Annotated in this window: 12 protein-coding genes; 10 read left to right on the forward strand and 2 right to left on the reverse strand. The window is 32.1% G+C overall.

What is annotated here, in order from left to right; genetic code table 11:
* Position 1: 1 nt before the first annotated feature.
* Entirely contained in the window at positions 2–2,563 is a 2,562-nt protein-coding gene (locus C8C83_RS15875) for an AAA family ATPase (RefSeq protein ID WP_121329399.1), read from the reverse strand.
* Positions 2,564–2,964: 401 nt separating this feature from the next.
* Between C8C83_RS15875 and C8C83_RS15880 the strand changes: the two genes are divergently transcribed.
* From C8C83_RS15880 to C8C83_RS15925, 10 genes are all read left to right on the forward strand, one after another.
* A complete protein-coding gene (locus tag C8C83_RS15880; protein ID WP_121329400.1) occupies positions 2,965–4,527 on the forward strand; it encodes a type I restriction-modification system subunit M in 1,563 nt (520 codons plus the stop codon).
* A 38-nt stretch (positions 4,528–4,565) separates the two neighbouring features.
* Positions 4,566–5,804 carry a restriction endonuclease subunit S gene (locus C8C83_RS15885; protein ID WP_199735293.1) on the forward strand — a complete coding sequence of 413 codons (1,239 nt, stop codon included), beginning with the start codon at positions 4,566–4,568 and terminating at the stop codon, positions 5,802–5,804.
* A gap of 20 nt (positions 5,805–5,824) precedes the next feature.
* Complete coding sequence (locus tag C8C83_RS15890) at positions 5,825–6,052, forward strand: hypothetical protein (RefSeq protein WP_121329402.1); 228 nt, start codon at positions 5,825–5,827, stop codon at positions 6,050–6,052.
* Entirely contained in the window at positions 6,049–6,750 is a 702-nt protein-coding gene (locus C8C83_RS15895) for a hypothetical protein (RefSeq protein WP_121329403.1), read from the forward strand. The genes C8C83_RS15890 and C8C83_RS15895 overlap by 4 nt, the downstream gene beginning before the upstream one ends.
* Positions 6,751–6,766: 16 nt before the next feature.
* Positions 6,767–9,646, forward strand: a complete 2,880-nt coding sequence (locus tag C8C83_RS15900; RefSeq protein ID WP_121329404.1) for a type I restriction endonuclease subunit R — start codon at positions 6,767–6,769, stop codon at positions 9,644–9,646.
* A gap of 590 nt (positions 9,647–10,236) precedes the next feature.
* A complete protein-coding gene (locus C8C83_RS15905) occupies positions 10,237–11,691 on the forward strand; it encodes a glycosyltransferase (protein WP_121329405.1) in 1,455 nt (484 codons plus the stop codon).
* A 460-nt stretch (positions 11,692–12,151) separates the two neighbouring features.
* Positions 12,152–12,748, forward strand: coding sequence for a TetR/AcrR family transcriptional regulator (locus C8C83_RS15910; protein WP_121329406.1), 597 nt, complete (start codon positions 12,152–12,154; stop codon positions 12,746–12,748).
* Positions 12,749–12,754: 6 nt separating this feature from the next.
* A complete protein-coding gene (locus tag C8C83_RS15915) occupies positions 12,755–12,982 on the forward strand; it encodes a hypothetical protein (RefSeq protein ID WP_121329407.1) in 228 nt (75 codons plus the stop codon).
* 22 nt (positions 12,983–13,004) lie between these two features.
* Entirely contained in the window at positions 13,005–14,252 is a 1,248-nt protein-coding gene (locus C8C83_RS15920) for an MFS transporter (protein ID WP_121329408.1), read from the forward strand.
* Between the two features lie 283 nt (positions 14,253–14,535).
* The gene (locus C8C83_RS15925; RefSeq protein ID WP_121329409.1) at positions 14,536–15,135 is read left to right on the forward strand and encodes a murein L,D-transpeptidase catalytic domain-containing protein; all 600 of its coding nucleotides are present in this window, start codon (positions 14,536–14,538) and stop codon (positions 15,133–15,135) included.
* 260 nt (positions 15,136–15,395) lie between these two features.
* Here C8C83_RS15925 and C8C83_RS15930 read toward each other — a convergent pair whose 3' ends face one another.
* On the reverse strand, positions 15,396–16,223 hold the full coding sequence (locus C8C83_RS15930) for an NmrA family transcriptional regulator (protein ID WP_121329410.1): 828 nt from the start codon (positions 16,221–16,223) through the stop codon (positions 15,396–15,398).

Genomic DNA, 16,223 nt, shown 5'->3' on the forward strand with positions numbered 1-16,223 from the left:
ATTACTTATTCATTAAAACTTGGATAGCCTTTTCAAAATCCATAATTACATCAACTTTATTAAGAGTTAACCTGTAATCTTCGCCTTTTCTATAATCAACAATTTCATAAACATTTTTATTATCAAAATCATCAATGGCATCATCAAAATCAGCAAAGATATCTAATCCTTTATCTGATTCTTTCAAACTCACAAAACCCTTTCCTAGTACCAAACCAATTTTGCTATAATCTCCAAAGAAATATTCTTGAAGCAAGGGAATTATATTTTTATAAAAAGAATCTATAATTGAAATTTTATCTTTGTTAAGTAAATAGGAATGACCTATTTTATGATCTTTGTCTAATAATTTTTCAATTCTTAAATTGATTGTTTTAAGTATTTCAGAAGCTTTGTATCCGAAAATATCATTTTGCAATTCTTCTAAACTATATAGTGGTGGCATTTCCTCAAAACAAAAACGTCTTCTTAGAGCAGCGTCCAAAGCTTCAACACTTCTGTCAGCGGTATTCATCGTGCCAATTATAAATAAATTGGCAGGTACTCCAAATTCTTCTTGGCTGTATGGTAATGTTATATCTGCTATCTCATTCTCTTTGCCTAATCTTTTATCGTCCTCAATTAAGGTAATTAATTCTCCAAAAACGCTTGATACATTGCAACGATTAATTTCATCTAAAAAGATGACATGAATTTTATTTTCTGCTATTGCTTTTTCAAACAGATATTTTCTTTCATCTTTTGTATGTTCAAGACAATCTTTCAAATTTATGAAACCTGCTTTTTGTGATGCTTTTTCACAGGCATTATAGAAGATCCCCTTTCTAATTTCATAAATTACTTTTTCACTTCTTTCGTCTTCATCATCTTCTAAATTTTCTTTGCTTAAGTCAGGTTTGATCCCTTCAATAAAGTCCTCATAAGTTAAACTTTGATGGCAAGTTGTAAATGTATAATCTTTACTTTTTTTAGTGTCATCACTCTTTTTAAATTCTTCAAAAGCATCTACTAATGGTATAAATTCTAATTGAAATAAAGTTCGACTATCTAATCTCCACTCAGAGTTTGCTTCTTTATAAAATACCCTTTCTCCAACACGATGAGCTAACTTAACATTTTCACATTCATCAACTGTATGGTGTTGCAAACTGCTCCACAATCGCGTATTTAATCGTTTAACACTGCTTGAGCCAAGCTTTGCAATAATTAAAGGATGTTTAGCTAATTCTGGTACAGTAATATTTTCTTTTTCTAGTAAGGCCAAACCAATAACTTGCCACCATGTATAATTTTTAACAAATGAAGTATAATCTATTTCAGTACTTGTTTTTTCCTTTAAATTCCAATCTTCAATTATTTGTTGAAGTTTATAGGTTTTTCCTGTTCCTGGTGGACCATATAGAATTTGGTTTAACGAACTTTTATTGTTATTATTCATAATAGAAGATGTTGCAGAATTATTATTTGTAGGCATTGTGGTTATATCTGGTTCGGATATTATTGGAGTTAAATTATCTTGTACAGGATACGCCCATCCTTTGTATGTTGCAAAAGAAGTGGCTGGTATTGATTGAACTCTTTCGAATTTTCTAGTAAGAAATACAATGTTTGCCGACTTATTGTCATCATTATACTTAGTGAAATCATTTTCGTATCCATCTATTTTTTTAAATTTAGAAGGCCAGTTCTTTTCTTTTAATTGAATATCATTTTCTACAAAATCAATAATTTCAGCTACATATTGTACATTGCCATGAACGGAATAAAATAACTTAAAATATCCACCATCATTAATTTTGCTTCGTAACATCTTCAATGTGTTATTTGTCCCTGTTGGTCTTTTAGAATTCCATAAGATAGTACAATCACTTCCCTGCATATTATTTATAGCATTATCTTTCCATGGAGTATTATCAGAAGCCATTAATCCAATGATATCATCCAGCCATTCTTTTCTGATAAAATAAATAATGCAAGAAAGTAAATAAGTATAGTTTTTAATATTACTTACGTTAATTTGATAATAAGAAAAATATTCTTCTAAATCTTTTATGAAGTCATTTGGATTATATTCTTTTTGAAATAATGTTTGTGAAATCATTGTTCTATGGTTTTCACTTAAAATCGTAGCATTATTTGTTGGATCAAGAAGATAATTTATTGCATTTCGAATAGAACCAACTGGGACAGCATTTGGATTAAATTTGAAGGTTATTAATTTTTCAACCCAATGATTCATTCTTACATAAGCCATTGCTAAAGTTCTATTATCATCGTATTGATTGAAATAATCCTTGCTTTTTGCTTTGCTATCACAATATGAAATAATTTCAAATAATAAGTTGAGTATTTCATTGATGGTTTGCCTTTTAATAGCTAGTTTTTGCAAACCTTCGTAATCAGCAGCTAATTTTTCTAAATCGGATTTGTCTTCATTATTTATGGATAGATTCAGCCATTTTTGTAATGCATCTTGACCTTTTTGAAAAAAGAAATCTTGAGTATTAATTATTCTTTCAGTAAATTGATTTGTTAAATATTGTTCGATTCTTTCTTTTATCATTTTTAATTTTCTAATATTTATAATGGAGCAAAATTTGATTAAGCATATAATATTCTCCAAAGTTTTCTACTTAATCTAATTTTTACTAGCAACGATTGTACTTATCCTTATTTAAAAAACAAATATTAGTATTTAGTAATTATCATCTTTACGGAAAACCATAATAAACTGCTGTTTTTTTAGGCAAGTATACCACTAAATAATAATTAAATTGTAAGTATTTTTACTTGTTTTAATTAAAAAATAATGCTTTGCTTATGTTTTTGATTGTTATTTAATTTTAATTGTTTTAAACAGATAAGTAAAATATATTACTAGACTTTATGGCTTTCCTCTTTACACTTCGGTATATATTCAATACTTTAGCACTCATAATTATAATGTAAAAAAATACTTGCTTAATGGCAGCCGAACAAAAACAAAAATTAGAACAACAACTCTGGAATATCGCAAACACGCTTCGTGGAAAAATGGATGCCGATGATTTCAGGGACTACATATTAGGTTTTATCTTCTACAAATACTTGAGTACAAAAATGGATTTGTATGCCAATGAAGTATTGAAACCAGACGGTTTGATATTTCAGGAAATCGAAGGACATGCAGATGAAGCTTTATTAAAACAAGAATTAAAATCATTGGCAATTGATAAATTGGGTTTTTTCTTAGAACCGTCTGAATTGTTTTCGGAGTTGGCAAGAAGAGGAAACGCTGGCGGGAAAAATAATTTTATTTTAGGAGATTTAGCCAAAGTATTGACGCACATTGAGCAAAGTACAATGGGCTCTGAAAGTGAAGAAGACTTTGGAAATCTATTTTCTGATTTAGATTTAACCTCTCATAAACTTGGAAAATCAGAAGCTGACAAAAACGAATTGATTGTAAAAGTGCTCGTGCATCTTGACGAAATTGATTTTGATTTAGAAAATACCGATAGTGATGTTCTTGGTGATGCTTACGAATACTTAATTGGTAAGTTTGCAAGTGGCGCAGGAAAAAAAGCAGGAGAATTTTACACGCCACAACAAGTGAGTAGTATTTTGGCACAATTGGTAACTGTTGGTAAAGACAAACTTAAAAGTGTTTACGACCCAACGTGTGGTTCTGGTTCTTTATTATTGCGCGTTGCTAAAGAAGTAAAAACGGTAAATGCTTTTTACGGGCAGGAAATGAATCCTACGACTTACAACTTATGTCGTATGAATATGATTATGCACGATGTTCATTACAAACGTTTTGATATTAAAAATGAAGATACTTTAGAACGTCCTCAACATTATGATATGCGTTTTGAAGCTATTGTTGCAAATCCTCCATTTTCTGCAAACTGGAGCGCAAGTCCTTTGCATATGAACGATGAGCGTTTTTCTGCTTACGGAAAACTCGCACCAAGTAGCAAAGCCGATTTTGCTTTTGTGCAACACATGGTACACCAACTTGAAGAAAACGGAACTATGGCAGTAGTTTTACCACACGGTGTTTTGTTTCGTGGCGGTGCCGAAGGACACATTCGTGAATATTTAATAAAAGAAAAAAATTACTTGGATGCCGTAATTGGTTTACCAGCCAATATCTTTTACGGAACTGGTATTCCTACTTGTATTTTGGTTTTGAAGAAAAAACGAACCGATGCTCAAAATATTTTATTTATAGACGCAAGCCAATATTACGAAAAAGTGAAAACCCAAAACGTATTGCGAACTGAAGATATAGACAAAATTATTAGCATTTATAAAAATCGCATTACAGAAGAAAAATATAGTTATCTCGTAAAGACGCAATTCATCGCGTCTCAAGATTACAACCTAAACATCCCTCGTTATGTAGATACTTTTGAAGAAGAAGATGATATAGATTTAAAAACCATAATTACTGAATTAAGAGAGCTGGATAAGATTGGTAAAATTACAGATTTAACAATTGCTGAGTTTTGTAGTGAATTAGGAATTGAAACACCATTTTAATGACTACAGAAACTTTATATTACGAAAAGAGAGAAACTTTGGTTCCGGAATTAAGATTTAAGGAGTTTGAAGGAGAATGGACTGAAAAATATCTAGGAAATTGCATTGATTTGCTTACAGATTATCATGCTAATGGATCTTACGAAAGATTAAAAGAGAATGTTGAGTTACTGGAAGAAGAAAATTATGCTGTAATAATACGCACAACAAATTTTGAAAAAAAAGACTTTCAAAAAAATCTTTTATACATTGATGAAAATGCATTCAATTTTCTCAAAAAATCAAAAGTTTATCCAGACGATATAATAATAAATAAAATTGCAAATGCAGGAGCTACCTATTTAATGCCAGATTTAAACAGACCTGTTTCATTGGCAATGAATTTATTTCTTCTTAGGATAAAAAAGGAGCATTCTGCCCGATATATATATACTCAAATAAAAACAAAGGAACATTTGTTAAGAGCATTAGCTTCTGGAACAGGAACTAAAACTATTACAAAACAAGATGTTAGGAATTTTGAAATAAATATTCCAACACTCAAAGAACAACAAAAAATAGCTTCTTTTTTAAGTGCGGTCGATAAAAAAATACAGCAACTTTCTCGGAGAAAAGAATTATTAGAGCAATACAAAAAAGGCCTAATGCAAGAATTGTTCTTTGGTAAATTGCGATTTAAAGATGAGAATGGGGGGGATTATCCAGATTGGGAGGAGAAAAAATTGGGAAATATTGTTACTTTATTGAAAGACGGCTCACATGGCTCTCATAAAGATGTTCCCGATGGTAAATACTATCTTTTGAGTGCTAAAAACATACGCAATGGTCAAATAAATATTGACGATGATGATAGGAAAATTTCAGAAGCTGATTTCAATGCAATTTACAAAAACTATAGTCTTAAAGAGAATGATATTTTGTTAACTATAGTTGGAACAATAGGTCGTCTTGCAATATACAAAGGCGAGAAAAACATTTCATTTCAAAGGAGTGTGGCATTTTTTCGTTTTGAAAATGTTTATTCTAATTATATGTTTCAATTAATGAATGGAAATGCATTTCAAAAAGAATTGGAAAACAGAAAAGTAGTAAGCGCACAACCAGGAATTTATTTAGGCGATTTAGCAAAAATAAGTCTAAATATTCCTCACTTTGAAGAACAACAAAAAATCGCCAATTTTTTATCAACCATCGACACAAAAATAGAAAGTGTGAATCAACAAATAACTCAAACGCAAACTTTTAAAAAAGGTTTGTTGCAGAAAATGTTTGTATAAAATTAATTAAATATAATATTATGAACTTAACAAAAGAAAAATTATTAGAATTTGGTTGGTTACCTGATGATTATCGAGGATTTACATTCCTGCGCAATGGCGAACTTGTTTTGATTCCAATGGCAGGAGTATGGACTTTAGGACGTTTAATTTTCGGACAACCGCACATACCATTTGGAGTTCCGTCAGAATATATATTTACTGAAGATGATTATGCTAGAGTAATGAGTGAATTACCCACAACATGAAAATTTTAGGTTATTCAGAACGTGGTATAATTAATTCATTAATCTTCTCAATTGGTGAGGATAAAGAGCTAATGCGTGAGTTTGTCAAATTAATTAACGTACCCGAAATTGAAGAACCAAATAATATCATTATTGATTATACAATTCTGTTAGAGCAATCGTTTTCTCGTTTTGGTGATTCTGATTTAATTATTATTCTTGAATATGAAAATCCAAAAGATAAAAGGGTTTTATTTATAGAAGGTAAAGTGAATACTTCAAACAGTAATTGGAATATTCAATCTCAATTTAATAAATACAATGCATCAAAAGAGGGTGAAAATAAAATAAAACCTAAAAATTATTGGTCAAATTTATTTTCCCAGCTTCATTTAAAGAAGTTACTAGTTGAGAAATGGAATGATATTAAAAATGATAACAAGTTTGAAATAAATGAAGCTTATTTAGGGAAAAGAAAAATAGGAAGTAATCCAGTTGTTTTGCAAGCATTCGAATTAATAAAATGCTGTGAAAAGAATGCTTATTTTGTTGGACTAATTCCATCTAATGAATCAGAAATTGAAATGTTTAAGCAGAATAATAAAACTGGGTATCATTTTCTTTCCTGGCAAAAAGTACATGAATTTTGTCAAGATCATAATTTAAAAAAAGTACTTGAAATTTTTGATTATAATAAGGGACAAATTTATAAATATTAGGATTTAATAGTAACATATGAGTCATCAATCTGAAGCTGTTTTAGAAAATAATTTAATCAAGCAATTGGTTGGTTTAGGGTTTGCATCTGTAAAAATTCAGGATGGAGAATCTTTGGTTTTTAACCTTAAAAAGCAACTTGAACTTTTTAATGAAACTACTTTTACTGCTAAGGAATTTGATGCTATTTTAAATCATTTAGCCAAAGGCAATGTTTTTGAAAAAGCCAAAACACTAAGAGATTATTATAATTTAACCAAAGAAGACGGAACTTCTTTTTATGTTCGTTTTTTTAATACTGAAGATAATAGCCAAAATTTATTTCAGGTTACCAACCAAATAAGTTTGGAGGGAAGCTATAAAAATCGTTTTGATGTAACGCTTTTGGTCAACGGTTTACCTTTGGTTCAAATAGAACTCAAACGTTCTGGTATTGAAATCAAAGAAGCTTTCAGCCAAATCAATCGTTACCAAATGCATTCTTTTTGGAGTAATCATGGTTTGTTTCAATATGTACAATTGTTTGTAATAAGCAATGGAGTTAACACCAAATATTTAGCAAACAACAAATTGCAATCGGTCAAGCAAACTTTCTTTTGGGCAGATGCAAATAATAAAAACATTAGAGAGTTACCTGATTTTACAGCCGCTTTTCTGAATCCAAATCATTTGGGTAAAATGATATCCCATTATATCGTGATCAACGAAACCCATAAGGTAATGATGGTCTTGCGACCTTATCAATATTTTGGAACAGAAGCCATTATTCATCAGGTCAAAAACTCAAATGATAATGCTTATATCTGGCACACAACAGGTTCTGGTAAAACCTTGACTTCGTTTAAAGCAAGCCAAATCTTAATGGAATTGCCAGATGTTTGCAAAGTTGTTTTTGTAGTCGATAGAAAAGATCTGGATTATCAAACAATGAACGAGTTTAATGCTTTCAAAAAAGATAGCGTTGATGTTACTGATAATACACAATCTTTGATTAGGCAATTAACGGATAATACTAAATTGGTTTTAACAACCATTCAGAAATTAAACAATGCCGTTTCAGAACGTTTTAAAGGTAATATTGAACCTTTGCGACATAAGAAGATCGTTTTTATTTTTGATGAATGCCATCGTTCTCAATTTGGAGAAACGCATGAACGCATTACAAAATTCTTTGAAAAAAGTCAGTTAATCGGCTTTACAGGAACGCCGATATTTGCTGAAAACGCTTCTAAAAATGATTTGGGAAAACGAACCACAAAAGATTTGTTTGGTAACTGTTTGCATAAATACGTGATTACGGATGCTATTCGAGATCAAAATGTACTGCGTTTTGGAATTGAATATGTAGGAAAATATAAAAACAAAAGCAATACATTTATAGATATTGAAGTTGAAGATATCGATAAGCAAGAAGTTTTGGATTCCAATAAAAGAATCAATAAAATTGTTGATTATATTATTGCTTATCACAATCAAAAAACATTTAATAGAGACTATTCGGCATTGTTGGCAGTTAGTAGTATTGACAATGTAATTAAATACTACGATCTTTTTCAGCAAAAGAAAGTATCCGGTGAACACGATTTGCGTATTGCTACGATTTTTACCTATGGCACTAATGAAGATTCAGATGAAGCACAGGATTTTCTTCCTGCTGATGAAGTAGATTTTGATGTTTTGGCAGAGCCAAGAACTCTATATGAATCTAGTCATACAAGAGATAAACTCGAAAAATATATTGGTCATTATAACGTAATGTTTGGCACTAGTTTTACAAACAAAGACAGTTCATCATTTGAAAAATATTTCCAAAATATAAGTAAACGATTAAAAAATCGTGAAAAAGAAAATTTCAATAATGAACAAGATCGTTTGGATATTGTAATCGTTGTCAATATGATGCTTACTGGTTTTGATGCCAAAAAAGTAAATACTCTTTATGTAGATAAAAACCTGAAGCAACATGGTTTAATACAAGCTTATTCAAGAACAAATAGAATTTTAGGAGAACAGAAGTCGCAAGGAAACATTTTATCGTTCAGAAATCTTAAAAAAGCAACTGATGATGCAATTACTTTATTTTCGAATAAAGAGGCAATAGAAGTTGTCACGATGCCTGATTATGAAACAATAGCGGAGAAGTTTGACGAAGCATTAAAATTATTAAGAGAAATAACGCCAACTTACCAAAGTGTAGATAATTTAGAAAGCGAGGAAGACGAAGCGCAATTTGTACAAGCTTTTAGAAAGTTGATGCGGGCAATGAATGTGCTGCAATCCTACACTGATTTTGATTGGGAGGATTTACCAATTGATGAGCAGGAATTTGAAGACTACAAAAGCAAGTATCTGGATTTATACGAAAAAGTAAAACAAGACAATAAAAAACAAAAAACATCTATACTTGATGATATTGATTTTGAATTAGAATTAATTCACAGAGATCAAATTAATGTTGCTTATATTCTGAAATTATTAGCACAACTAAAGGGAGCTAAAACTCCTAGTACGACGGCAACTCAAAGAAAAATTATTATAGATTTATTGGGTGGTGATATTCAATTGAGAAGTAAAAGAGAATTAATTCAGAAATTCATTGATGAGAACATGCCACTAATTAAAGATGGCGATTCTATTGAAGATGAGTTCGAAAAATTCTGGCAAGATCAAAAAGTATTAGCGTTAGGAAAACTATGCGAAGAAGAACATCTGGATAAAGCGCAATTTAAAGCATTGATCGATGCTTATATTTATAGTGGTAGAGAACCAATAAAAGACGAAGTTTTTCAATGTTTAGATAATAGACCAAGTATTCTTCAAGCAAGAGTTATTGGTGATCGAATTATTGCTAGAATGAAGGAATTCGTAGAGGTTTTTGTAAAGGGAATGATGGCTTAGTAGTTGTTCGGGATTTCCGAACAACTGATTTTTCATTCAGTAATTTTTTCTCTTGTTTTTCTTGTACGTTTATTTACCCTTTTTTGAAATGTATTTTCTAATGAAACCTAAATCCCTAGCCCTGATAGAAGCGGTATCCCTTTTCTTGCTCTTTTAGCAAGGAAAAGATACAAGCGGATAGCAGGAAATAGCTCCAGAAAAAGAAATCCCAAAATTTTAAAATCCCAAATCCCAAAATTTACCTGTTGCTTATCCCTCGAGTCCAAATTCCAAAAAAACTTCAACTACAATAATAAACTCCAAAAAACGTTTTTAATAAACTTCGTCACACTCAAAGACACCAAAACCCCAACCCAAAACCTCTCAAAACCCCAGTAAAAACTGTATACTGTATCCTAAAAACGTATAATAATTACACACATCAAAAACGGGTAAAATACCTAAACAACTCAAAACCAGTAAAAACTGATAATGGCACAACGCTTGCAAAATGGGATAATGTAAATTCCTTTTCGATAAATGAAAATTACGCATCGAGAGGAAAGCAAATTAAATAAAAGCCCATAGAAAGCAATCAAAAGTAGTGTCATATGAAAAGTGAAACCTTAACATCAGAACAATTTTATACTTCAAATCCAGATCTTAGTAACGAACAAGCCTTAAAAAGTTCCATTTTTCGAATTAGTAATGACAATGTAGCGGCAAAAAAAGTAAGCGAGCGCACTAAAAGTAAGTTCGGATTATTTGTGTTAGTAAGCACATTTGCCTTATTGTTTGTTGGAGCATATTCCGTTTATCATTTACAATCCGACTTTGATCAGTTTCAAATCGACCGAATGAATTCTTCTTGGGGATTTCCGTTTTTGGTCGTTGCAGGATTACTATTTGTTTTTCAAACAGGAGTATTTCTGTATAATTTATACTTGTATTTTAGCTACAAACCAATCGAATCAGTTTCGGATGAAATGTTGCCAACTTGTACCGTAATCGTTCCTGCGTATAACGAAGGAAAACTGGTTTGGGATACTTTATTGAGTTTGGCAGATAGTGATTTTCCGGCGCATAAGCTAGAAATTCTAGCGGTTGACGACGGAAGTAAAGATGATACTTGGTACTGGATGCAACAAGCCAAAATAAAATTAGGTGATCGTTTAACTATTTTTCAACAACCTGAAAACAAAGGAAAACGTCACGCGCTACACCGTGGATTCGAACTAGGAATGGGAGAAATTTTTGTAACAGTTGATAGTGATTCAATTGTGAAAAAAGATACACTAAGAAATTTAGTAAGTCCGTTTGTGGTAGATGAAAAATGTGGTGCAGTTGCAGGAAACGTTCATGTTTTGAATAGCAAAAAAGCAATCTTGCCCAAAATGCTTAACGTAAGTTTCGTTATGAGTTTTGAATTCATGCGTTCTGCCGAAAGCAAATTAGGTTCTGTACTTTGTACTCCGGGAGCAGCGGCAGCTTATCGAAAAACTTCGGTTTTTGCTTGTCTTGACGAATGGATCAATCAAACTTTTATGGGACAACCATCTGATATTGGCGAAGACCGTGCGATGACAAATATGATCCTAAAACAAGGTCAACATGTGGTATTTCAAAGAAACGCTTATGTATTGACAAACGTTCCTGAAGAATACACCGGATTATACAAAATGTTCATTAGATGGAGTAGAAGTAATGTACGTGAGAATATTGCAATGGCTAAATATGTTTTTACCGATTTTAGAAAAGAATCTAAATTTGGAGCACGACTTTTATGGTTCAACCAAGCTCTAAAAATCGTTATGGCGTATCCGTTTATGATTTTTATGTTTGTGTTTATCGCCATGCATCCGTTATTATTTTTGAGCTCAACATTATTAGGGATCTTAATTGTATCAAGTTTTCCGGTATTGTTTTACGCTAAAAGATACAATCTTGCAGATTCGCTTTGGGCATATTCTTATAGTGTTTTCTACACCTTCAGTTTATTCTGGATAACACCTTATGCCATTGTTACCGCCAATAAAAGAGGCTGGTTGACACGTGGTTTAGTCTAAAAATAATTGTAATTAAAAAAATAGAATTGATTTGTTTTTTTGCAACTCCTGTTCCTACGAGCAGGAGTTTTTTTATGCACTAAAACGTCGACATAATTTTTTTTAGGAGCTAATCCCGCTATCCATTCCAATCTTTTGTTGCTCCTGATAGCTATCGGGACCGCAACAAAAGGATTTCCACTTCTATCGGGGCTAGGGCAATCATTTTCAGAATAATACTTTCGTAAACAATCATATTATATTTCAGTCATAGCCCGTGGTTTCAACCATGGGAAACGAATCATAATAGTCATACCCAATTCTATATTTTGTACCAGTTTTTTAAGTTGTTGATCGCGTTCTAAACCCGACAGGTTTTAAAAACCTGTCGGGTTTGTCGATGAAAATAATTTCGATAAAAAAAAATAAATAAAAGAATGTTCATTCATTTATTATTTTATCTTTGTCAAAAATAATCAGTATGAGAGTAAGAGATGTTGACAAAGAAAAATTGGTAATCGAAACCGCAATTGATCAAATTGTACGTGACGGATTTCAAGGTTTCAGTATGAACAAGCTCGCGAAGGCGTGTTCTATTTCTGTTGGCACGCTCTACATTTATTACAAAGACAAGGATGATTTGATTCAGAAAATAGGTGCCATTATCGCTCTGAAATTTTTTACCAGTACAGTAAAAGATTTTGCGCCCGAAATGTCATTTGAGGAAGGTTTATGGAGACAGTGGGAAAACCGCGCCAACTTTACCATGAAATATCCGAAAGAAGTTGCATTTTTTGAGATCATAAAACATTCGCCTCATTCAGAAGCTATTCTGGATTCTATTAAAGAGTTTGCAGATTTTAGAAAGATTATGAGTGAGTTTATTGACAATGGACTTCGTAAAAAAGAAATTGTCCCAATGACATTTGAGGCTTTTTGGTCAGTGGCTTACGGACCTTTATACACATTGTTGAATATGCATACTGAAGGTAAGAGTATGGGAGGAAAACCATTTAAACTTACCAGAGAGATTATGAAAGAAGCTTTTAAGAGTACAGTTAAAGGACTAAAACCATGAAAAATTATGGAAACGAATTTGAATACAATACACATTTTCAAAACAAATATTAAACAAATCAATCCAGATTGCGATATGCACAGAACACTGGATAATCATTCGGATATACAACAATGGAGCATCGATCACGAAGATGTTGATTGCGTGCTTCGCGTAGTATCGAATGTATTAAAACCTGACGCCATTATCGAGATGATCAACGAATTTGGTCACGAATGTCAGGAATTATCATAATTTAAAAAAATAACCAGTTTATATGAAAAAAACATCGGGGGATAGCCCCAAATTTACGTCACACGAAATTATCATTATCGCCATTCTTGCATTCTTGCAGTTTACGGTAATTCTTGATTTTGTTGTGATTTCTCCACTAGGAGATATTTTAATGAAAACACTTAATATGACTACGGCAAATTTTGGTTTTGCTGTTTCTGCTTATGCTTTTAGTGCCGGAATTTCCGGACTTTTGGCCGCAGGTTTCGCAGATAAATTTGACCGAAAAAAACTCTTGATTTTCTTTTATACAGGATTTATTGCAGGTACCATTTTCTGTGCGCTTTCTACAAGTTACGAAATGTTGCTTTTAGCACGTATCGTTACCGGACTTTTTGGTGGAGTAATTGGTTCCGTTTCATTAGCAATCGTAACCGATTTATTTGTCATTCATCAAAGAGGTCGTGTTATGGGATTTATCCAAATGGCATATGCAGCAAGTCAGATTTTAGGAATACCAATTGGACTATATTGCGCTAATCATTGGGGATGGCATTCTTCTTTTTTAATGATCGCTAGTTTAGGAGTACTAATTCTTGTTGCCATTATAACACAAATGCAGGCAATTAATAAACACTTAGAACTGCAATTAGACAAAAGTCCGTTTTTGCATCTTTGGCATACTTTGAGCAATAAACAATATCAAATTGGTTTTGCATCTATTGCATTTCTTTCGATAGGAGGTTTTATGTTACAGCCTTTCGGAAGTGCATTTCTAGTGAATAATATCCATATTAGTCAGCTAGAATTGCCAATGGTATTTTTCTTTACAGGACTTTCGGTACTTTTTATAATGCCACTTGTTGGAAAATTAAGCGACAAAGTAAGCAAGTTCAAATTATTTGCAGCAGGTTCAGTGCTTTCTGTAATTATGATTATAATCTACACGAACTTAACTCCAATTCCACTTTGGGAAGTTGTAGTGCTAAATATGATCCTATTTATGGGAATCATGAGCCGTATGATTCCGGCAACAACATTAAATACTGGAATTCCTGAAATGAAAGATCGTGGCGCTTACATGTCGATATCATCCTCCTTACAACAAATTGCAGGTGGAATCGCAGCGGTTTGTGCCGGATTTATTGTACATCAGGAAACAAAAACTTCTCCAATCGAGAATTATGATATACTAGGATATGTAATTGCGGTAATTACACTTTTATCAGTATTTCTAATCTGGAGAGTAAATCAATTAGTACAATCAAAAGATAAAGATTTTAAAGAATAAAAACATTCTTCATTATCGATTCGAATATCTAAAACCTTGTGAAATTTCTATTTTACAAGGTTTTTTCATGAAAGATAAAGACTTGTTATTGAGTGTTTTATTTGTGATTAATAAGTCTTATTGTGTTGTTTTGTAGTTTTTTAAGGTAGTTTTTATTTTCATGTCCAATGTAAATTTGCAGACTGAAATTAAAATCTAAACAATAGTTGATATTCTGTTTTGTAAAACGATTGAAGTTGTTTTATAAACATCAAAATTGTTCTGATTTTTAAACTGCATTTTTATGAAAACATTGAATCTAATCTTATTTTTTACAATATCTTTTTTTGGCGGAATAAAAGAATACAACACAAATAGTTTGCTTTCAGAAGCCGAATTGGAGCGATTTAATAGTCAGGTGACCGAAGTGAAAACAATGATTCACGCTAAAAGTAATTACAACACTAAAATTGCTTTTTTTGTGGATATGAAAATCAAGTCCGGCAAAAACAGATTTTTTGTTTACGACTTAGAAAATGGTAAAATTCTCGATCAGGGACTTGTCGCCAACGGTTCCGGTTCTGAAACTAATGTTAGAGGAGATTTAAAATTTAGTAACGAACCCAATTCAAAAAGTACTTCGTTAGGTAAATATGTTGTCGGGAAATCTTATAAAGGAATGTTTGGCAAATCGTATAAATTATCTGGTTTGGAAGAAACGAATAGTAATGCAATTATGCGTGCAATCGTTTTACATCCTTATTCAGCCGTTCCCGAAGAAGAGCAGGATTATTATATTTCGAATAGTAAAGGATGTCCAATGGTAAGCGAAAAATTCTTTAAAAGACTCGAGAAAATAATTGATGGTTCTAAAACGAGTATAGTTTTGAATGTTTATTATTAAGGGAATAATGTAAAAGCTTGTCGGTTATCGACAAGCTTTTTTTGTTGTAATTGCTTTTTTATGGCACGCGGATGACGCTGATTGAACGGATTTAAGCGGGATTTATTTTATTTTAGGAAGTGTAATTGTAATCTTTGTCATTTCGACGCAGGAGAAATCACACGCGTAACTCGACAAAGATTGGCTACATACTACACGGAATTTCTTGTGTGATTTCTCCTCCGTCGAAATGACAATATTGTGTGTAAATACAATTAATTTCAAGAATTCCAGATTCCGGTTTGGGCTGTTTCTTTCGCGTAAGCAGAAAAATCTTTTGCTTTCCTGCCTAAAACTTTTTCGATGTCAGAAGTTATGCTTGAATTTCGTCCGTCTAATACTTGTTCGAAAAGATAATTTATTAGCCAAATATGATCTTCGGGAACTTGATATTCCTTTAGCATTTGTGTGTATTTAGCTAAAGCTAAAGGCTGAAAAGTGATATTTCTGCCAGTAACCTCAGCGATTTCGCTCATGACTTCTTTAAAGGTTAGTAATCTCGGACCGGTTAATTCATACGTCTGACCGTTGTGTTTATCGTCTAAAAGTACCAATGTAACAACCTCAGCAATATCATCAGCATCTGTAAAAGGTTCTAATGTTTCGGCTCTTGGCAAAGCTACAATTCCGGCTAAAATTGGATCCAGGAAAAAGCTTTCGCTAAAGTTTTGGTTGAACCAACTTGCTTGCACAATTGTCCAGTTTTTTGCATTTCGTTTTACTGCTTCTTCACAAAGTTGCGCTTCTTTTTCGCCTCTTCCAGAAAGTAAAACGACTTTTCGGACGCCTGATTTTGTGGCAAGACGAGTAAAATTCTCAATTGAATCTTCGGCTGAAGGAATTGCCAAATCTGGCTGAAAAGTAATATAAACCGAATCAATATCCTGAAGAACGGCTTCCCAGGTTTCTGGTTTTTCCCAATCAAAAGGAATTTTCTCATTTCGGGAACCTAAACGAATTTCGATATTGGCAATTTTTTCTAATCTTTCGACTACTCTGCGTCCAGTTTTCCCATTAGAACCCAAGACTAAAATTTTGTGTTTGTTCAT

This window comes from Flavobacterium sp. 90, from assembly GCF_004339525.1.
Taxonomy (GTDB): Bacteria; Bacteroidota; Bacteroidia; order Flavobacteriales; family Flavobacteriaceae; genus Flavobacterium.

Coding starts and splice junctions, on each gene's coding strand:
- C8C83_RS15900 (WP_121329404.1), top strand. CDS start 6,767: ATGAGTCATCAATCTGAAGCTGTTTTAGAAAATAATTTAATCAAGCAA.
- C8C83_RS15915 (WP_121329407.1), top strand. CDS start 12,755: ATGGAAACGAATTTGAATACAATACACATTTTCAAAACAAATATTAAA.
- C8C83_RS15875 (WP_121329399.1), bottom strand. CDS start 2,563: ATGATAAAAGAAAGAATCGAACAATATTTAACAAATCAATTTACTGAA.
- C8C83_RS15910 (WP_121329406.1), top strand. CDS start 12,152: ATGAGAGTAAGAGATGTTGACAAAGAAAAATTGGTAATCGAAACCGCA.
- C8C83_RS15905 (WP_121329405.1), top strand. CDS start 10,237: ATGAAAAGTGAAACCTTAACATCAGAACAATTTTATACTTCAAATCCA.
- C8C83_RS15930 (WP_121329410.1), bottom strand. CDS start 16,223: ATGAACAAACACAAAATTTTAGTCTTGGGTTCTAATGGGAAAACTGGA.
- C8C83_RS15880 (WP_121329400.1), top strand. CDS start 2,965: ATGGCAGCCGAACAAAAACAAAAATTAGAACAACAACTCTGGAATATC.
- C8C83_RS15920 (WP_121329408.1), top strand. CDS start 13,005: ATGAAAAAAACATCGGGGGATAGCCCCAAATTTACGTCACACGAAATT.
- C8C83_RS15925 (WP_121329409.1), top strand. CDS start 14,536: ATGAAAACATTGAATCTAATCTTATTTTTTACAATATCTTTTTTTGGC.
- C8C83_RS15895 (WP_121329403.1), top strand. CDS start 6,049: ATGAAAATTTTAGGTTATTCAGAACGTGGTATAATTAATTCATTAATC.
- C8C83_RS15890 (WP_121329402.1), top strand. CDS start 5,825: ATGAACTTAACAAAAGAAAAATTATTAGAATTTGGTTGGTTACCTGAT.